We start from the raw sequence: 19,529 nt of genomic DNA, 5'->3' as shown, positions 1-19,529 counted from the left end.
ATAGGACCTGCATTCAAAGTCTAAAAGACTTTTGGTATTTTGGTAAATTAACAAAGCTTTAAAAAAGCCCACTTTCCACACCGTCGCCTGTGAGTGCAATGAATATAAGAACACACTAGCCATAAAAGGCTAGTGAAGCAATCTAAAAAATATCAAACCTTTAAAGTTCGCAATTGTAGGCGTTTATCCACTTAACGCAACTTTTGCAAAAACCCTTTAAGCACACTTTTTGCTATCACTTTAAAAAATGCGATTTTAAAGTGCTTAGATAAATGTGCTTAATGAGGCTTTTAAGCCGCCTCTATCTCTTCTAATAAAACTTTAATTTCTCTCATATATTTTTCATAGGCTTGCTTACGGATTTCGTTCTTTTTATACTCGCTTTTTAGCTTTTCTATGCGTTTTATTAGTCTTTCATCCTCTCTTAAACCCAGTTTTAAAAGGGCTATTTCAACCTTTGCATTTGTAAGATTATTTGAAAGCCAACTATTTAAGACATTGTGAGCTAAATTTAGTTTTAACCCTGCTTCTGTTATGCTACTAACACCTAATTTTTGCTTTATCGCTTGTTTCATTTTGAAACCTTTATGCTGATAATCGTTTTTTCAAAAAGTCCATCACTCACAGCTTCTATGCTTATCTCATCATTTGTATGTAAAAAATTAAGTCCTTTTTCAAAAACCTCATCACTAAAATTAAAACACTTTCTAAGCTCTTCCTTTTCTTCAGTTTTTCTAAAACTTAAAACATCTAAAATTGATCTTGCTTCTATCATTTTTTACCCCTAAAAACTTTATAAGTTAAAACTTGGCATACTTTATGCTTTGGTTAAATAATTATTTTATTTTGTAAAATTAATTATGTGTAGAATTATATATTAATTTTAAATATATGTCAATATATATTTTTAATTTTTATATTAATTATAAATATATTAAGTTTTTAATATAATTATAAAAATACTATGCAAGGAATTAAAATGTCAGAAAATAAAGAAAATATTTCATTTGAGAACTATGAAAAGAATTTAAAGCTACAACTTGAAAGTAAAAGAAAAGATTTAGATATTCAATTGACAAGTATAATCCCTGGACAATTTCAAACTATAAAATTATACATGTGGCTTTGCACTTTTATAATAGCAGGTGACATCACTATACTTAATAACTATATAAAAACAACCCATACAGATCTATTTACTATTATTCTTTTTAGTGTTTCAATTATATTTCTAGGATATTGCGCTTTCTTTTCCTTGCTTGCCTTAAAAATAAATAATACAATAGCTTTTCCACAAGATCAATACGGTGAGATGTCTAAATTAAATTCAGATAATTTAGAACATACAAATGGAATTAATGCCATGATATCTTCTATATTAGATGCTTTCGATAAAAATAACAAAATTATTAATAATATGAGTAAAGATATTGGTAAAATTTATGTTTTTCTTGTTATTGGAGCTAGTATATCTTTTTTTGCTATAATAACAAGTGGTGCACAAATCGTAAAAGGAGAAATAATTATGTCGGACAATAAAGAAAAAGTAATAAAACCAACTCCACAAACTGGAACTACTACACCCATAATCCCAAAAACTAGAGGAGATAAACCCGAGCAAGAAAAAAAATAATTTTTAAGGCGTAATACGCCTTAATCAAACAAAATATAATACCCGAAAAAGAAAAATACAAATATGAGCCAATACTCCATTTTCAAATCCTTAAAATAACATAATACAATTTTAATTTAAAACTTGGCATACTTATTGCTTAGTTAAATAATTATTTTGTTTTTAAAAATTAATTATGTATAGAATTATATATTAATTTTAAATATATGTCAATATATTTTCAAGGTTATATTTATGGAAAATTATTATGAATTAGTAGAAGAATTAAAAACTTTTTTTAATGTAAAAAGTTTAGAAGAAGTAGCAGAGAGATTAGGATATAAAAAAAATAATGCAAATAATTGGCGGAACAATAAACAACTTTCAGCTCAAGCATTGAAAAAATACTATGAGTTAAAAAAGGCTAATAATTCAGTCTCTATTCATCACCACAAAGATACTATAACCATTCGTTATTTTCCAGACATTTGTGCAAGTGCAGGTTTTGGCAATGCAAATGAAAATGAAAATTTTCAGCTTATAAACATAGATAAAGCTTTTCTAACTGATGTTTTAGGAGTGCCTTATAAAACACAATATGATATGATTAAAATTTATGGTGAAAGCATGGAACCTTTTATACAAAATGGCTCTTTTATCATCATAGATACTACTAAAAATTCACTAGAAAAGATAAGAAATGCTGATGTAGTAATTTTTCGCGATAATGATAACGAGCTTTTTTGCAAACGTATTTTAAAAAATGCTTTCGATGATGATATAGTTATTAGCAGTGATAATTTTAATTTTGGAGATAAAAAAATAAAAAAAAGTGCTTTAAAAAATTATGTATTTATAGGTGTAGTGGTTTGCTCTTGTAATGCAAAGATATTTTTAAATCAAATTGAAAGGGTATGAAACAAATGAAAAAACTTATAATCTTATCTTTATTATCCACTCTAGCTTTTGCTGATTATACACAATACAAACCAAGCGAAGATTTTGCCAAGTATTTTACTAAACAAAACTGCTCACAAGTTTTGGATAAATTTTATTATATTAATTGTTATGATTATTCTTTAAAAGGCACTAAAGCCGTAGCTTATAGATTAGAAGCGGATAATTTAAAAGGCGAACAAATCAAAAAACGCCCACGCTTTGAAGATGATACAAATATTCCTAAAAAATACCGCACCACATGGAGTGATTATAAAAACAGCGGTTACGACAGGGGACACACTCTTTCTAATGCTTCAATGAGAAAAACAACTCAAGCTCAAAGAAGCACTTTTTTAATGAGCAACATTACTCCACAAAATCCACAAATCAATCAAAGAGTTTGGAATAAAATTGAAAAAAGAGAAAGACAAGTAGCTTTAAAGCTTGGAAGTTTAGAAGTTTTAAATTTGGTTAATTATGACAATAATCCACAAAGAATAAAAAACAATATTGCTATTCCAAGCTCTTACACTAAGATTTTAAAAGGTGATAATTTTAAAGAATGTTACCAAGTGCCTAATCACGATGTAGAAAATGAGAATTTAAGAATATATAAAGTAAAATGTGACAATTTTTAATTAAAAAGGAGTAAAAATGGAAATTGCAGGACTTGTGTATTTTATCTTTGCTGTTGTATGTGCTTTTGAACTTTCTTATGATGCTAAACAAAGAAATATGAGCAGCTTATGGTGGGGTATAGTTGGGTTTTTCTTTGGCATTTTTGGATGTATTTTGTATTTAGCGGTTAAAAAACCTTATAGACGAGAACAAAAAATATCTAAAATGAGAGATTTAGAATTTTTAAGAGGATTGAAAGAAAAAAGGTGTATCAGTGAAGCCGAGTATGAAAAATACAAAGCAGAAGTTCTAGAATAGATGTAAATGAGGATCATTCCTCATTTAACTCCTTAATCTTTCTAATCTGTATCTCACACTGTTTGTATTTGTAAAAAAGCATAGAATAAGCATTTAAAATATCTAGTTCATTTTTTGCTATTGGCTTTTCAAGAGGACTTAATGTTAGTAGTTCTTGCGGAATTTTTACTTTTTGAATTTCTATTTTGGTTACTACTTGTTGAGTTTGCATCCCACAACCTATCAACGACATCGTTAAAAAGCTTGGTAATATTATTTTCATTGCTTTTATAAATGTATTCTTTAACATATTGCACCCTTTCTTGTACTTGATTTTTTTGATTGTTTGCTTCATTTAAAGCCTTTAATTCTGTTTTATGAATTTGATTTAATTCTTTTAATTTTTCTTGATTATTTTCATTTATTTTTAAAGCCAAAGCTAAATCACTTTGACTTTTTTCTAATTTTGCTTGAGTGCTATCAAGTCTTAGATAAAAATACCCTGTTAAGATTGCCATTAAAGCTAAGGCTATATAAAGCTTTGCATTTCCAAATAAAAGATTTATCATATTTGTTTTAGAAGTTTAAGTAAGGTTTTTATATAATACCCCTAAGGGTTAGCCGTAGGTCTGACCCCCTATGGCTAAATTCCACCCGCGAAAGGTGGTGATATAAATGTCATACCAGAAGTTTATAATTATAATTATACTACTTTGTGTAATTATAGTCAAGGCTTATTAGCCTTGCCCCGCAAAAGCGGGGTGTAAACTTTAACCTACTTAAACTTTTATCTCCTTTCATGCTAATTCATTTGTTATTTCTAATTTAATGTCTTCAAGATTTTTACCATGCATTAAGTCGTAAAATTCTTTGCAAGCCTGCCTGCTTTGACCGACACTTTCATTATTATTATCCTTGGTAAGCCCAAGCAAGATACAACCTTGTGTGTCTTTATCAGTGTTTCCCCAGTGTATTAAAATTGCACGACTTGATGGCACATCATCATTATAAACATTTATCATTGTATCATCATCTTTTTTTGTAATACTTCTTAAAGTATTTTCAAATCGTGAAGGACTATGTCTTTTTAAATTATAATTTCCTTCAGGTATTCTTAAATCTTTGCCACTTTCTAAACCTTCTTTGTCTTCTTCCAAAGAAAAACATTCAAAAAGAATTTTATCATCATCATCTAAAACCTTAAATTTACCAATAACGCAAGTTTTTCCTGTGTATCTTCTATTAATTGTTATTTTCATTATAATTCCTTTCTTTTTATTTTTTGTATTTTATTTTTAGATTTAAACTCATTTTTCTTCTTCAAATTCAAATAAAAAAGCATTATCACCATAGGTAGTTTTATCAATTTCTTTTTTTATTCCTATAAAGCTTCTCTCGACTATAATTTCATTTTGAACTCTAAGGGCTTTTTGCATTTTTATATTTGAAAGATTGACATTTCCATAATATCCAGCTTGCCTATAAAAAAGACTCATAGGAATTTCATTTGTAAAAAGCTCTATACTTACACTATTTTTTATATTAGAAGCCCAAAGACAGCATTCATTTGCATTGCCATCATATTTTTTTAAAGCATTGGTAATATTATGCCAAGCAGGATCATTATAAATTCCGCTCGTTTTGATATTTCCTTCTATTTGATTTTTACTTGGTTTTGAAAGAACGCTAACTTCAGTATAATTTTTAGATTTTAAACCCATTCCATCTTTAGTGATTAAAAAACTGCCTTCATTAAGTCCTTTTATAATTTGCGTAGTGCTTGCTAAAGAATTTTCAAAACCAAAACGCAAATCACTTAAACATCCGCCATATTGACCACTATTTAAATTTGTATCAAAACTAATAATAATCAACTCTTGTGCTGTAATATTTTCATTTCCAAGCAAATTAATCCAACTTGTGTATTTATCATCACTTGCCACACAAAGCCAAAGTTGTTTTACATTTTCATTATAAGTTATAATTAAATCATTAACATTAGCTTTTGTTTTTGGAGTGGGAATAGAATTAGATACTTTTATTCCATTAATGCCTAAATTTAATTTCATATCTTCGAGCATCTCTTCTATAATAGGTTTAATTTCTTCTTTTGTTGGTGTTTGAGCCTTTAAACTTTCTAAAAATTCATCTTGACTTTTTCCCGTGTTTTCTTCATTTTCAAGCCAAAGTTCATAAGCACTTTTACCATCAGCTCCTTTAGCTCCATCTTGCCCTTTTAAATTTTTAAGCTGTTCTTCTGTAAAATCTTCATAAGTAAAAGGATCTCCTTTATCACCTTTTAAACTTTCTTGATTTTCTAAAACAACTTTTAATACAACTTCTTTTAAACTCTCTTCATTGATATTTGCATTGATGTCAAGCTCTTCTAGCAAGGCTTCTAGTTTTTCTTTTAATTCACTTTGTTTTATAAAGTTAAAACTTGTTAAAACTTCATTTATAGCATTTTTAATACTTTCATCGCTTGGTTTTACTCCATTTTTAAAAAGTTCTTTTAAAATTTCTAAAGCTTCACTAAAATCTTTATTGATTTCTTCTGTTTTTATGGCAATTTCTCTTAAATCCACGCTCATCTTATCCCCTTTATTAAACATTTGATTTCATGAAATAAATTACAAGAGCAATAAAAAACAAAAATCTTAAATTTATTTATTCCTAAAGCTTGCATTGCTTCTTTTAAAACAAGATCAGCAAGTTTGTAATCTTTTCTTGATTTTGCTTTTTCACATAAAAAATCATGCACTACACAAGCACTAAAATACTCACTTTTAAAAGGTGGAAACAAAGACCAAAAAAGGCGTGGGATACTCGCTCCATCAGTTTTAAAACCTTGTGGTACAATGCCTTTGTAATTTGGTAAAATAAACTCATAATCTTGTATCACTTCAAACCTGTCCTTATCGTATGGCTTTACACAAACCCTTTTTAATTCTGTTTTAGTCATTGTTTTCCTTTTTTTTAAAAATACTTCTTAATTCATCATTTCTTATTTGAGTAAGCTTAACAAGCCTTTCATCCATTCTCATAAGATCTGTTTCTATAGCTTCTAGCTTGTCATTGGTTTTTGAGCAATGTGTTTCTATAAATTTAACCAAACTATCGCTACTTGCTCTGGATACTGCAATTTGTTCTCTAATAAGAACATTAGTATTTTTGGTTTCACTTATAAGTTCTTTTGTTCTTTCCCCAGCTTCTTTATGTAAAGTTTTATATAAATGCCATGCAATCCCAGCTAAGACAAAAACCATCAATCCTAATAATGCAGATCCACTTAAAGAACCGAGTATAGCACCTTCTTTTATTATATTTTCAGTACTCATTTTTCACTCTCCCATGCAATTAAATTTAATTCTTCTAAAGATGTGGCATTTTTCACTTTATTTCTTAGTTCATCATTTTTAAAAATAATACTTTCAGTATATTTAGCGATACCAACCCCAAATTCTAAAAATTCTTCTTTGTTAAATGTAATGATTTTATTATCTTTATCAATCCAAGCAATATTTTCCAAAGGAGTATTATTGAGATTTGCTAACATTATCTCGCTAACTTTTCCGCTAATATTAATTTTTGCTTCCGTGTCAATTTGAAATATAGTATTTTTAAAAGGCATAAACAAAAGCTTTTCTTCTTTTATAGCTTTTAGTTCTTCTAATTTTAATTCTTTTAACTCTTCTAATGCTTTTTCTTTAATCTCATAAGAAATAATATAAAGATTATTTTCTTCATCATAAGTTTGAATTTGGCGAAGTTCTTCAATTTTTTCATTAAAACTTGGAATTTCTTCTTCTTTAACTTTAGCAAAACCAAGCTCTTTTAAAAGCTTATCATCGCAAGCACTTAAAAAATAAGTATCTTGTGCATCAATTTCACCTTCTTCGTTTTGTATTTTTACATCTTTTAAAAAAATATCATCATATTTTAAACTTTTATTTTTTAAATCATAAAACATATTTACCCTTTCTTAATTCCAGTATAATGTTAAATTTGCTCTTGGGTTTAATCTATCCCCATCATTTAAGTTCCAACCAGCACTTGCATTTGCACTACCGCTTTGCCAAGAACTTAGCATTATTTGCAAGTTGTTTATATTTCCAAAATTGAATTTTTTCTCTACTTTGATTTTTGCATTGGCAGTGTAATATTTACTTAAAGCATGCAATTCTACACTAGAGTTAAAATTGTTCCATGTGATATGCAAAGTATTTGCAGAAGTTTTATTAGACATATTTCCAGTCGTCCAAACTTCGCCTAACATAACCACTTCTTTATTATTAATATTTGATGGCAATACCACTGCTTGTTTATAAATCATGTCTAGCTTTAACATATAATTATAATTTGCAACCGAGCCTCCTAAAGATGGAGGTAAATTTAGTGCTATGCCATTATTAGAAAGAAGGAGGCAGTTCATTTTAAGTCCTTACTAATCTTACATTATTCGAAGCTATGCAAAAATAAGCAAAAGTTTCAGTGCCACTAAATCCACTTTGAGCTATTCTAAATTTAAAAGGGGCATTAAAAGCTACTACATTTTGACAATTATTTATGGTTATTGTTCCGCTTTTTCCTACTCCTCCAAAATTAGCTATTCCTATGCTTGTTCCTGCATTTGCTGTTAAAATAAAATGTTGAGCTTGTCTTAAATCTAGATTTATACTGCCAGTTGTGCCAAGATTTTTAATTCCACCACCATAATCTACATACCATTTTCTAGTTAAGTGATTATCATTTGTTGGATCGGCCCGAGAAGTTAATGCCTGATTAAAAGTATTTGTGCCATTAAATATATTATCTCCATTTAAAGTCTTATTTCCATTTAAAGTCTCATCACCTTTTAATCCTACTTTTTCTTTAAGGGCATCACTAAGCATTTTTTGACTAACCAAACTTTTATCTTTTTGTATTTGTTCTAATTCATTTTGTTTATGATTTAAATCTTCTTGCATCTTTGTGATTTCTTGCTCTAATTGCGTCTTTTTCTCATTGAGGTTATCTACATTTTGTGGTGGGTCTTTTGCTAATGCTTCTTCGATTTGCTTTTTAATATTTTCTAATTCTTCCTGTTTATTGCTTAAATTTTGTTCCAGATCCTTTATTTCATTTTTGCTTGTTTCTTCTTTTTCATCTTCTTTTTTCAAATCCCCTATAAGTGAAAGTATAAAGTTTATATTTTCTTTTTCTTCATTAAACCAAATAAAAGCATCAAGCCCTAGATCAGACTTTAAAATCCAAGCTGTATCGTTAGTCACTCTTGCATAGATTAAATACTCATTTCCTTTTTTCCAAATTTCGCCAAGTTTTGCCTCACTTGGTTCTTCTTCGCTTTCATAAGTAGGTGTATATTCGCTTGGGTTTTCAGGGCTAGTCCAAGAATTGCCACTTGTGGTTTTAATATAAACAAGATATTCATCCCCTTTTTTCCAAATATCGCCAAGCGTTGCATTTTGTGGAGCTTCTTCTTGATTAAATGCAGGTTCTAAATTCTCAGGCAAGGATGGGTTTATCCAAGCTTCATTCTTCAACACTTTTTCACAAAGATAAAATTCGCCTACTTGTAAATTAACATCATCCATAGGCTTAAACCAAATATCATTAATTTTTCTTTCTTTAGGTCTTTCTTTTTGTAAGAAAGTGATTTGTGGATTTTTAATAAATTTAAAGATTTTAGCCTCATCAGTTTTAAACCAAGTTTCATTCACATTGGGCATTGTAGGTTCTTCATCACTTACATAATCAAAAGGATAAACCACTTTTTTATAAAGTTCTTTTAGCATATTAAGTTTTTCATCGCTTAAGTTTTCATAGTTTTGTAAAGCTTCTTTTACTTTTTCATCAAAAGCATTTAAATTTTCTAAAATGTGCTCATCAATCCTATCTTTTGAAGCATAAAGCCACTCTCTTATGGCTGTAACATCCTTAGTAGCTTGACTTAGCGTAGCATAAAGCTCTGTGCTTCTTATTTTTGAGTTATCAAGCATTGTTTTCTCCTTTTAAAGTTAAATTAATTTCGTTTTGTGAAGAGAGTATGTTTGTGATATTTTCTAAAGCTTTTTGGGCAAGGTTTATATCTCTTCTTTGTTCTTCTAAACTCAAATTCACATCATCTAAATTTAGGGCTTCTTCTTTTCTTAGTTTAATAAAACCTCTTTCCATAATAAAGCGTTCTAAGCTTAAGCTATGAGTTAGAGATTGAGAAATAGCGATATAATCAGCTCCAACGCCATTGTCATTTAATCTTTCTATCATCTCATAGCCTTTGTTTTCAACTATGGTTAGGCATTCATCGGTAAATTCTTTTAATCTTTCTTTAGCTTTTTGCTCTAAAACATTTTGAAAATCTTTGCAAAAATTTTCTATTTTTAAGATATTTATATTTGTTTTACTGTCAATTTGCTCTAAAGCCAAATTAGTATAAGAGATCATATTAGAGTTTAGCTCTATCAAGGAAGCACTTAATATATTTATATCTTTAATAAAATCATTAAGTTCTTTTGAAAAAGGAACAAGCGCATTAACAAAGTTATTAGCATCCTTGTCAAAATCAACAGGATTAGCCATATCAGGTGCTTTAGGTAAAGTATTAATGAAAGATATTTTATTCATTGAAATTTCCTTGCTTTTATTTTTAAAAATTTCTTGTTTTGGCTTTCATCTTCCAAGCTTACAATCTCATATTTTTCATCTCTAAAAACTAGAAAATAAGAAAAATCAAGCTCTAAAAATCTAAGCTCAAATTCATGCGTAGCGACTAAAGATAAGCCACTATTTAACTCTTTAACATCCGCACTTAGATTTTTACAACTTGCATAAACTTCTTTAAAAAGTAAATCTTGCGTAAAATCGCTTTCTAAAAACTCATTTTTGCTTTGTTCTTTTTTGTAAATTTTAACTCTATGCTTAAATCCATTTGCTTTCATTGCCATTGCCTTTTAAAAATAAGCTATTTTGTAGCGAGTGATTAAAGCACTTGAAATTTTAGGCATACTCACACCATCAAAAGCCATTAAAACATAATTTTTAAGCCACAATTTTATGTCTTGTGGCAATTCTTCAAAACCTAAATTTACAATCATATTCCCACAACCTATTGCATAAAGCACACCACCATTTGTTTTAAACTCGGCTTTAAAATTTGCATTTTTTAAAGCATTAAAAGGAGCTAAAATCACCCTTTCATTAAAAAATTCAACTTCATAATCATTTAAAGCTAAAATGCGATTGGTTCTTGTTTCAAATTCATTCATTCCAGCTTTTAAAAATTGTTTTAAATTTGCATCAAAAACATCGCTATCAATTCTTAAAAAGTCTCTTAATTCTTGAATATCTATGAGTTCTTTTTTGCTATCTTTTAATGCCTTTAATCTCATTTTTTACCTTTTTTATCTTCTTTTTCGTTTTGTTTTTGTGGTTTTTCTTGCATTTCTTGATCTTCTTGTGGCTTTTTATCTGTATTTGATTTTTCATCAGTATTTTGTTTTTGTTCTTCTTGTTCCACGATTTCCACAATGCCTTTTTCTAAGAGCCTTAAGGCTTCACTATCTTCAAGTAAAACCTCATCACCTTTTTTATAAAAAATATTACCGCTTAAACAACACTTGAAAACTACTTTTTTCATCTTCCATCCTTTAAGCAGGGCATACAATTTTACAAACTGCCGAATTATCCATAAGCTTTGCATCAAGTCTTAAACGCACTTTAATACCTATTAAATCATTTTGAGAGTAAAGCTCATTAAGTCTTGTAAAACTCATACTTGATCTATCCCAAATTTCATAAAAACTAAAATCTCCAAAAAATGCAGGGACTTTGCTTGCACCAAAACCATCAACACCAGAACAATAAACTACCTTTTTACCTAAAATTGTGTCATAGCCATTAGCACTTAAAGCAGGTAGCCACAATGGGCGATTATCATTATCTGTAAGTTTATAAATAGCTTTCATAAACTCATCTCCTACAAGCCAAGTGGCATTTTTACGATAAGCACTGTCTAAACTGAAAAAAGCATCTATGATATCATTGCTTGTAATACCTTGATTTGAAGCAAGTGTAAACGCTTTTTTAGCATTTTTAAGTCCTGTTGGTTTTTTATTTCCATCTCCATTAATAAAACTTAATTCTTCTGTTTTTGAAATCTTTTCAGCGGCTTTTCGCACTATAAAACTTTCAAGATTTGCAATGTTGTCACTCAAGAGTTCTTCGCTGATTTTAATAATACCGCCAAGCTTATGTGCACCTATACTTAAAGAACTAAATTTAGCACTAACTTCAGTAAAGCTTTCCTGTTCGCCAAGCCAAGAAAATTCCCCCATCTCATCAAAAACAGGTATAATTTGATTGCTAGAGCTTTTTTGCACTGTAGCAATCTTTCTAATAACACTAAGATCATTTAATTTTTCTCTTATTTTACTTTGCAAAGTTGTAGGGACTAAAATCCCACCTTGCTCTGCTGTGCTTTCATTTAAAACATTTCTTTTTAAAATATTGTCAATACTTCCATTTCTTAAATAATTCACAAAAGAACGCATATGATTTTCTTCATTTAAATCTTCATCCTCTCCTTTAGGATTTTGTCCTAAAACAGGGCTTACAACCTCATTTAAATATTTTTCTCTTTCTAGCTCTGCTTCAGCTCTTGAGAGTTCTTTTCTTTTACTTTCAAAATCTTGCATTAAAGCTTCGTATTTTGTGTTTTCTTCAGCACTAAAGCTTCTTTGCTCGTTTTTAGCCTTATTTGATAAAGCCACCATTTGTTCGTGTAAATTTCCTATTTCTTGTCTTAATTTTTGCATTGTTTTTTCTCCTTGTTTAAATTGATATTTCTAAAAGTTTAAGTTCTCGCTCTCTAGCTTCACTTAAGGCTTTGATTTTCTTTTTTTCTTCATCTTCTTCAAAGCGTTTTTTAGCGTTTTTATCCGCACCTTTCCAAACAGCGCTGAGTTCAAAAATTTCAAACTCTGTAACTAGAACCCTTTTAGGCGAACTTTTTTTATCTACAACTTGCTTTAAAACTCTATAACCAATTGACACATCGCTTAAAATTCCATCTTGATATTTTTTAAAGATATCTAAGCTTTTTTCGTCTTTGGCAAAGATACAATCACAAACTAACTCATTATTTTCAATTCTTATATTTTCAATTCTTGCAATAGCATTATCTACGCTTGGTTTATGATCTTTAAAAAGAGTTTTAAGATTTTCAAATCTCGCACCTTTTACATCAAGCTCTTCTATATAGTCCCCAAGCTCCCAATCAAAACGCAAACAAGCATTAGAATTTGAAACCATGACAAAGCTTAAAGACATATTTTCTTCGCTAACGCTTCTAAGTCTTGCGGTATCTGCTCTTATGTTTTTAAAACTCATTTTAAAATCCTTTTTTGAAGTTTTATAAGGATTTTAGAAAATTTTTAAGGCGTTAAAGTGCGTGTTAGAAGATATTTTTTATTTTTTAAATCAAACCTTGAATATTTAGTTTATATTGCATATAATCTTGATCCTCTAAAGGTGCAGAATAATCTTTTAAAATTCCAAAAGTAGTTAATTTTTTAAAGCCCAATTCGCTTTCATCTCCTATAAATAAGGCTTTAGTATTATAAAGTCCTGCTATTAAATCATCATAATAATCAAAGTCTTTTTTTTCTACAGCAACTATAAATTCTAAGTATTTTGCTTTCTTACCAGTTACTACATTTGTTACTCCCCATTCATTTGTTGAAGTTTTTGAGTAATTTATATAAGTGCTATTTGCAGGATAGATTGTAACACCTGCAAATTCTTTTTTTCCTATTAAAATATGTCCTACATTACACCCTATTTTAGCAGGCTCAAAACTTATTAAAATTTCTGAGTTAATAGGATAAGGTAAAAACACAAAATCTTCTTTATTGACTTTAAATTTGCTAAAAAAATATTCCCACCAAGTGCGAGATTTTTTATAATACATTGATTTTTCATAAATGATTTTGCCATCTAATGTTTCTATCTTTATTTTTGAAACATCTAAATTTAAAAATGCTAAAGTATCAAATACCCCATCTACTTTCAATTTTACACTCCAAGCTTTATCACATTTTGTTTGAGTATTTAATTCATCATCAAAAAAAGCATTTTCATTGATGGGTGCAAATTTAACCCATTTATCAAAATACACATCAGGTTCTTCATGCGTATCTTCATCACTTGCGCTTACCCAAACAAAACCTTTAAATTGCACTTTTTCATTATTTTTATAACTTACTTCCTTATCCCATAAAGGCGTTTCATCTTTTTTAGCTAAATTTTGTAAAACTTCAAATTCTAAAGGTTTAATTATAGTCATCTTCTTTCCTTATTAAATATTTTCTGCAATTTCTCTAGTTTGTTTAGTTAAAATACTTAAATCCATATTTGCTCTTTTTACACTTTTATCTACATTGTCAATTTTTGAAGCGATTAAGTCTAGTTTTTCTTCAAAAGAATTAAAACCTTTATTAATAGCTTTTTCAAAAGCGATGCCTATTTTTTCAAAAACTCCACTTGCATCGATTTTTAAACCTTTGCCATTTTTTAAAGGAATTACAGCCTCAGGATAACCATTCTCTCCAATTAAAGCATTTGTAGGGCGTGTAACTATCCCGCCATCTGCAAAAGCTTTCATTTTTTTGTAAGGATTTTTAATCTCATTATTTAAATCTTTATCTATATTTGCCTGATTATTTTGATATTGCAAAAGTGCATATTCTAAATTTTTAAGCGTTGTTTCTGTAAGAGAGGCGCCATCTTTTATAGATTTAATCGTTTCTTGTAAATATTTAGCCATAGGGCTTTCTTCGCCTAAATACTCGATCATTTTTGCAATTTCTGCTTCACTTTGCGCAATGAGAGTTTTTTTATACTCTTTTAACTCTTCTAAAGTCATATTAGAAGTGTCTTTTAAAGTTTGATCTAACTTTTCTTGTAATTTTTTATTTTCTTCTGTAATGGCTTCTATTTTATCTTGTATTGAATTTAAATCTGCCTCACCACCTAAATCTTTCATTTCATTTGCCATTTTAAGCATTTGTAATTGATACTCTGCAAAGCTTGAAGCTTGATTTTTGATCTCGTTTGCTTTTTGCGTTGCAGCGTTTTGCAAGGCACTAAAGCTTGAACTTGTAAGATTGCCATTTTTAAAATCATTTTTAGCTTGTTTTAAAATTTTATCGTAGTTTAACGCCACGCTCTCGCTTGTAGCTATGCTTTGATTGATTAAATTAGTGCTAAAAGAACCCAAAGAACTTAAAATACCAAGTTCGCTATTTAATTTACTTAAAAGTTTATTATTTTCATTTAACCTTACTTGATCTGCTTCTTTGCTTTCATCTTTGTTCTCATACGCATTAATAAGCTTTTCTACCTCAGCGAGTTTGTTTAAATGTTCGCTTGAAAAGATTAAACCGCCTTGTTTGTCGCTTATTTGTTTAAATTGTGTAATGATATCTACAAGCTGTTTTCTAAGTTCAGTATTACCCGTGCTTAAAAATTCATTTAAACCCTCATAACCTAAACTTAAAAGCTTATCATTAGCACTAAAAATATCCTTTAACATTTCTTTTTCGCTATCATTTAAATCATCTTTTAAACCGCTCATTAAGGTTGCGTAAGAATTCATTAGATGATTAACTTCAAAAATACTACTTGAAATACCATTAGCACTTAAAAAGCTTTGATTGATTTGCATAAGTTCTTGTGTTTTTTGTATGATAGAATTTAAAAGATTTTTAACTTGTTCTTGTGCTTGCGTATAAGCTTGTGTTAATTGTTGCCAAATTTCTAAATTCTCAGGGCTAAAATCTTGCCTTAAGCTCTCATTGAAAGCTTTATTAAGTGCTTCGGCACTAAGTTGTCCTAAATCTTTAAAGCTTTCTTCACTTAATCCAAAAAGACTAAATCCACCTGTGGAATTTCTCATCGCAGTTTTTAAAGCATACATGGTATCATCATAAGCTAGTTTTGCTTGTTTTGTTGGATCATTTTTATAAATTTGATTTAAAATGCTAGTTTGCATTTGCATAAAAGTACCAAATTGATTAGAAAGTTGCTGGGCATAGCTTATATTATTTGCTTTTGCCTTTTCTTGTATTGCTACAATTTGTGCATCGATTTCGCTTTTATCATCGATATTTAAAAAGCTTTTTAAAAGTGCAGTAGGCAAAGCCGTATCAAATAAAGAATTATTAGCGTATTTTCCAGCTACTAATTCAAACTTATCTAAATTGGCATTTAATTTTACAAGTGTTGCGTATTGGTTTTCTAAAACACGATTGATTTCTTTGATTTTTTTATCACTTAAATTATTATACTCTGTCCAGCTTTTTTTACTAAACCATCCTTTCTTTTGATAGTCTACATAACCTTGCAAATTAGAATTTGTAAAAAAATCACTAAAATTTATATTTTCCCAAAGTTGTAAGCCGCTTCCTGTTACTTTGGTTTTTCCAAAAATACCGCCAATGACTGATCCTAAAAGCCCACCTACTATAGTTCCAATGCCAGGCATTATAATACTACCTAATGCACCACCTATCGCACCACCTGTTCCTGCGTGAGTATCAGCCTTAAAAAGCCAATCACCTAAGCTTCCTATGCCATAACCTAGAAGTCCGCCCATTGCTGCATTAGCTAAAGTGCCACCTATATAGCCCAAGCCCCCACCAAAACCAAGAGATAAAGCATTACTTGCACCACTTAATCCCATACCCGCCAAAGAAGCACCGTTTGTAAAGCTTGCACCAAGTCCTAAAAAATTTGCCAAATAAGCTGAACCATTAGCTAAAAGATTACTGCCAAAAGTGCCTATTGAATTGATATAACCTTGTAAATTATCAAATAAAGAATTAAAGCCATTGCCTATACTATCTATAATATTTGTGCTTGAATTTTCAATAGTAGTGCTAATATCAGAACTTGAACTTAAAAAATCACTAAAACCATCCGCATTTAAAGCATCACTAAAACTTATTTCACTTCCTGCATTTTGACTACTGCCAAACCAATTCATAACTTTATCATAAGTGGCGCCCGCTTTATCTATCCATTCGCCACTCATAATGCCATCTAATTTACTTGCACCCTCTATAATATTACTCACATTATTAAAAGCATTATTTCCTTTTTCTATGGTGCCTGTTTTATCCATGACTACCTCAACACCATTAACCACACCTTGATATTTGCCATCACTATTTAAATTTAAACCTTGATTTTTAGCAAATTCAACAACTGAGCTAAAAGCATTTGTTTGCGAGTGTGAATTCACATTACCAAAAGCAAAATTAGGCATTAAACCGCTCAATACTCCAGCTCCTGCCTTAGATAAAAAGCCACTAAGTGATGAAATATAAGGACTTAAAAAATCTTGTAAAATGGTTTTTCCTAAATCTTTAAACAAATCTTTTAAGGTTTTTATTTTCCCATTTATAACATCAAAAAAGCTACTTTCTATCGTTTTTTGCATATTTGCTATCATTTGATTATAGTTTTTTTCTACTTCGCTCATGGCTTTTTTACTGTCTTTGCCCATTTGAAAATAAGCGTCTTTATTGGCTTTTATCATCTTTTTAAAATCTTCTTCTTTGATGAGATTTTCACTTAATAATTTGCTGTATTTGTCTCTTAGCTCAATTTCTTTTAATGCCCAAGCTTCCTGCTTATTTTCTATACTTTCATAAAATTCAATCATTAAATTTTTAGTATCTTCAAAGTCTTTATTTGCACTTTCTAGATCAAGATTAATTTTAAGGCTTTCTTCTGCTTGTTTTAATTTGTTTTTATCAATGCCTAACTTTTTCCATACTTTTAATTTTTCATTAATTTGGCTTAATTTTTTATCGTATTCACTCATGCCTATTTGTGAAATTTCTTTTAAGGCTTCATTTTGTTCTTTGATGCGTTCTGCCAGTTTTTGATTGGCGATTTCTTTTTCTTTTTTTAATCTTTGCTCTTCTTGTTTATTTATATATTCTTCATAATGCGTTCTTTGAGCTACTAAAGCGTTATATTGCTCTAATTTTGCTAAGTCTTTATTCCAATTTGCATTATTCGTGATTTGTTGTATGGTTTCGCTGATAAGCTCATATTGTTTTCTTAAATTTTCGGCTTGTTCTTCTGTGCTTTGCGGTATCCTTAAAGCTTTCAAACTTTCCATGGCTTTGCTAACACTAGCAGGGAGATTATCAATAGCTTCTAGTTTAAATTCTTGCTCCTTTGCTTTTTTGGCGGCTTCTTCGGCTAGTTTTAAATTTGCCTGTATTTGTTCGTAAGCTTTTCTAGCTTCTTTATTCATTTTTAGCTGTTTTCCGGTAACACTTTCAAACATATAATCAGTGCCTTTTAAAACACTTTCTACACCTTCTTTTATATACCAAAAATCTAATTTTGATGTGATTTGAGCTCCCAAAACACTTCCATTTGCTTCTAAGGCATCCATTTGACTTTTAAGATTTTTAACATACTCATCTAATTCTTTTGAACTTTTGTTTTCTAGCTTTCTTTTTGATGTTTTTTCTAAAGCTTTGTCAAAATTATCCCAATTCGTATAAAGCTTTTCTATAAAAGTCATCAAAGCTATAAGCCCAGCAGTTGGAGCTAAAGCCTTTGTAAAATTTAAAGCACAATTTGCTAAATTACTCATAGTGCCTTTTATGGTGCTTAACAAAGGATTTCTTTTTAAGATACTTTCATTAATTAAAGTTTCATTTTTCTTAATCTCTTCTTCTAAATTTCTTATATTTTTAAGGGCTTCTTGTTGGAGTAGCATTTTTTCAGCACTTATCATTGTTTTTTGGCTTGTAGAATAAAAAGGAGCTAAATTGCTAACCTCTTTTGCTTTTTGTGGCATAAGGCTTTGCAATCTTTCTAAATCTTTGATAGCATCTTTAAAGCTTTGTGCTTGAAATTTTAAATTCCTTTGATTTATAACAAGTTCTTTCATTTCTTTTTGTTTTATTATTAAATCATCATAATCTTTTTTAACATTCTTAATACCATTACTAAGACTTGTAAAAAAAGATGAATTCTTAAAAGAATTAAAACTTTTAAAAGCTACATAAGCAAGTCCTGCACCAATAGCCAAATCTTTAAAAGAAGTAGCAAATTCGGTAATAGCTTTAATGCCCGCTTTAATTTCTTTTTCATTATCTTTAATATAAGTGTTTATATCTATAAGCGAGCTTTTAAGAGTATCAAAAATAGGTTTTGAAATTTCAGCTTGTAACATTTGCATATTAGCTTCAAATTTTTGCATTTGCTTTTCATAGGTTTGCGTTGTGTAGTCTGTATATTTTGTTAACTCTTTGGTTTTTTCTATAAATAAATCAAAAAGCTTACCATTTTTCTTTGCTTCGCTCATAGCATCATTTGTAATACCTAAACTTTCAGCAAATCTTCTTAAATCTCCACTTGCGCTAAATGCCCCAGCTCCTAAACTATCCATAGTAATTGAAAGTTGATTAGCACTCATGGAAGTATTTGAGGTTGCTATCATAATACTTTCAAAAGCTTTTTTAGCTTCATCAAAGCTCATATTATTTAAAGCTGTGGAGGCAAAAGATTGAAACATACTTGATAAATCCTGCAAAGAATAGCCTGTTTTAGTATGCAAATCATTAAAATCTTTAAAGGTTTTTTCACTGCTTTTTGTAGCGGCTTTCCATTTTTCAAGTTGTGATATGGCTTTTCCTGTGGTATCAATATTTGAATGCGTGGTGGCTGTTATAAAAGCAAGTTGAGTTTTTGCAGTCTCAAAACTTTTACTTGCTTCTATAAAAGAGCTACCAAAATTTTTTATATCAAGTGCTAAAGTTTTATAACCCTGATAAGCTTGTGTTAAATGGGCGTTCATGTCAATTACGCTTTTTGAAAGTCCTAAAAAGCTTTTTTCTATATCTTTTATGTATTTATTTGTTGTTTGTGTAGCATTTCCTAATTGATTAAAACTTTTATTTAAACCTCCAATACTCGCTACACCGCTATTTGTATCTACGCTAACGCCGATTTTAACATTTTTAGCCATTTATGTTCC

23 protein-coding genes are annotated in these 19,529 nt (G+C 29.4%); 4 read left to right on the top strand and 19 right to left on the bottom strand.

Annotation, left to right across the window (positions count from 1 at the left end; genetic code table 11):
- Positions 1 to 290: 290 nt before the first annotated feature.
- Together FBF02_RS08395 and FBF02_RS08390 are read right to left on the bottom strand one after the other, a co-directional pair.
- Positions 291 to 575 (bottom strand): hypothetical protein, encoded by a 285-nt coding sequence (locus FBF02_RS08395; RefSeq protein ID WP_002912332.1) that lies wholly within the window; start codon positions 573 to 575, stop codon positions 291 to 293.
- Positions 572 to 775, bottom strand: coding sequence for a hypothetical protein (locus FBF02_RS08390; protein ID WP_002870299.1), 204 nt, complete (start codon positions 773 to 775; stop codon positions 572 to 574). Before FBF02_RS08390 ends, FBF02_RS08395 begins: the two co-directional genes overlap by 4 nt.
- A gap of 204 nt (positions 776 to 979) precedes the next feature.
- Between FBF02_RS08390 and FBF02_RS08385 the strand changes: the two genes are divergently transcribed.
- From FBF02_RS08385 to FBF02_RS08370, 4 genes are all read left to right on the top strand, one after another.
- Positions 980 to 1,633, top strand: coding sequence for a hypothetical protein (locus tag FBF02_RS08385; RefSeq protein ID WP_002870336.1), 654 nt, complete (start codon positions 980 to 982; stop codon positions 1,631 to 1,633).
- A gap of 234 nt (positions 1,634 to 1,867) precedes the next feature.
- Positions 1,868 to 2,530 (top strand): S24/S26 family peptidase, encoded by a 663-nt coding sequence (locus tag FBF02_RS08380; RefSeq protein ID WP_002870274.1) that lies wholly within the window; start codon positions 1,868 to 1,870, stop codon positions 2,528 to 2,530.
- 5 nt (positions 2,531 to 2,535) lie between these two features.
- Complete coding sequence (locus FBF02_RS08375; protein WP_011049930.1) at positions 2,536 to 3,189, top strand: DNA/RNA non-specific endonuclease; 654 nt, start codon at positions 2,536 to 2,538, stop codon at positions 3,187 to 3,189.
- A 16-nt stretch (positions 3,190 to 3,205) separates the two neighbouring features.
- Complete coding sequence (locus tag FBF02_RS08370) at positions 3,206 to 3,487, top strand: PLDc N-terminal domain-containing protein (protein WP_002870263.1); 282 nt, start codon at positions 3,206 to 3,208, stop codon at positions 3,485 to 3,487.
- Between the two features lie 13 nt (positions 3,488 to 3,500).
- Here the strand turns inward: FBF02_RS08370 and FBF02_RS08365 are convergent, their stop codons facing one another.
- The 17 genes from FBF02_RS08365 to FBF02_RS08285 form a co-directional block, all read right to left on the bottom strand.
- Positions 3,501 to 3,698 carry a hypothetical protein gene (locus FBF02_RS08365; protein WP_002913413.1) on the bottom strand — a complete coding sequence of 66 codons (198 nt, stop codon included), beginning with the start codon at positions 3,696 to 3,698 and terminating at the stop codon, positions 3,501 to 3,503.
- Positions 3,616 to 4,035, bottom strand: a complete 420-nt coding sequence (locus FBF02_RS08360; protein WP_002870261.1) for a hypothetical protein — start codon at positions 4,033 to 4,035, stop codon at positions 3,616 to 3,618. The genes FBF02_RS08365 and FBF02_RS08360 overlap by 83 nt, the downstream gene beginning before the upstream one ends.
- A 228-nt stretch (positions 4,036 to 4,263) precedes the next feature.
- Positions 4,264 to 4,725: a DUF5675 family protein gene (locus tag FBF02_RS08355; protein ID WP_002870260.1), complete on the bottom strand. Its 462-nt coding sequence runs from the start codon at positions 4,723 to 4,725 to the stop codon at positions 4,264 to 4,266.
- A gap of 48 nt (positions 4,726 to 4,773) precedes the next feature.
- The gene (locus tag FBF02_RS08350) at positions 4,774 to 6,057 is read right to left on the bottom strand and encodes a hypothetical protein (protein ID WP_002788854.1); all 1,284 of its coding nucleotides are present in this window, start codon (positions 6,055 to 6,057) and stop codon (positions 4,774 to 4,776) included.
- Positions 6,054 to 6,428, bottom strand: coding sequence for a DUF1353 domain-containing protein (locus FBF02_RS08345; protein WP_019108750.1), 375 nt, complete (start codon positions 6,426 to 6,428; stop codon positions 6,054 to 6,056). Before FBF02_RS08345 ends, FBF02_RS08350 begins: the two co-directional genes overlap by 4 nt.
- Positions 6,421 to 6,804: a hypothetical protein gene (locus tag FBF02_RS08340; protein ID WP_002869963.1), complete on the bottom strand. Its 384-nt coding sequence runs from the start codon at positions 6,802 to 6,804 to the stop codon at positions 6,421 to 6,423. Before FBF02_RS08340 ends, FBF02_RS08345 begins: the two co-directional genes overlap by 8 nt.
- Positions 6,801 to 7,436 (bottom strand): DUF4376 domain-containing protein, encoded by a 636-nt coding sequence (locus tag FBF02_RS08335; RefSeq protein ID WP_002789149.1) that lies wholly within the window; start codon positions 7,434 to 7,436, stop codon positions 6,801 to 6,803. The genes FBF02_RS08340 and FBF02_RS08335 overlap by 4 nt, the downstream gene beginning before the upstream one ends.
- Positions 7,437 to 7,448: 12 nt before the next feature.
- Positions 7,449 to 7,898 carry a hypothetical protein gene (locus FBF02_RS08330; protein ID WP_002798141.1) on the bottom strand — a complete coding sequence of 150 codons (450 nt, stop codon included), beginning with the start codon at positions 7,896 to 7,898 and terminating at the stop codon, positions 7,449 to 7,451.
- Position 7,899: 1 nt separating this feature from the next.
- Positions 7,900 to 9,465: a hypothetical protein gene (locus FBF02_RS08325; protein ID WP_011049933.1), complete on the bottom strand. Its 1,566-nt coding sequence runs from the start codon at positions 9,463 to 9,465 to the stop codon at positions 7,900 to 7,902.
- Positions 9,458 to 10,090, bottom strand: coding sequence for a hypothetical protein (locus FBF02_RS08320; RefSeq protein WP_002869967.1), 633 nt, complete (start codon positions 10,088 to 10,090; stop codon positions 9,458 to 9,460). Before FBF02_RS08320 ends, FBF02_RS08325 begins: the two co-directional genes overlap by 8 nt.
- Entirely contained in the window at positions 10,087 to 10,404 is a 318-nt protein-coding gene (locus FBF02_RS08315; protein WP_002788295.1) for a head-tail adaptor protein, read from the bottom strand. The genes FBF02_RS08320 and FBF02_RS08315 overlap by 4 nt, the downstream gene beginning before the upstream one ends.
- Positions 10,405 to 10,416: 12 nt before the next feature.
- On the bottom strand, positions 10,417 to 10,854 hold the full coding sequence (locus FBF02_RS08310; RefSeq protein WP_002788293.1) for a phage gp6-like head-tail connector protein: 438 nt from the start codon (positions 10,852 to 10,854) through the stop codon (positions 10,417 to 10,419).
- On the bottom strand, positions 10,851 to 11,102 hold the full coding sequence (locus FBF02_RS08305) for a hypothetical protein (protein WP_002788291.1): 252 nt from the start codon (positions 11,100 to 11,102) through the stop codon (positions 10,851 to 10,853). Before FBF02_RS08305 ends, FBF02_RS08310 begins: the two co-directional genes overlap by 4 nt.
- 10 nt (positions 11,103 to 11,112) lie before the next feature.
- Positions 11,113 to 12,279, bottom strand: coding sequence for a phage major capsid protein (locus tag FBF02_RS08300; RefSeq protein WP_002788288.1), 1,167 nt, complete (start codon positions 12,277 to 12,279; stop codon positions 11,113 to 11,115).
- A 16-nt stretch (positions 12,280 to 12,295) separates the two neighbouring features.
- Positions 12,296 to 12,853, bottom strand: a complete 558-nt coding sequence (locus FBF02_RS08295; RefSeq protein ID WP_002788287.1) for an HK97 family phage prohead protease — start codon at positions 12,851 to 12,853, stop codon at positions 12,296 to 12,298.
- A gap of 85 nt (positions 12,854 to 12,938) precedes the next feature.
- Entirely contained in the window at positions 12,939 to 13,808 is an 870-nt protein-coding gene (locus FBF02_RS08290; protein WP_002788286.1) for a hypothetical protein, read from the bottom strand.
- 12 nt (positions 13,809 to 13,820) lie between these two features.
- The gene (locus FBF02_RS08285) at positions 13,821 to 19,520 is read right to left on the bottom strand and encodes a hypothetical protein (protein WP_168940582.1); all 5,700 of its coding nucleotides are present in this window, start codon (positions 19,518 to 19,520) and stop codon (positions 13,821 to 13,823) included.
- Positions 19,521 to 19,529: the final 9 nt, after the last annotated feature.

It is taken from the genome of Campylobacter sp. CFSAN093226 (assembly GCF_012897595.1).
GTDB classification, from domain to species: Bacteria; Campylobacterota; Campylobacteria; order Campylobacterales; family Campylobacteraceae; genus Campylobacter_D; species Campylobacter_D jejuni.
The sequence above is the reverse complement of the archived record's forward strand: the minus strand, read 5'-3'. Positions and strand labels throughout refer to the sequence as shown.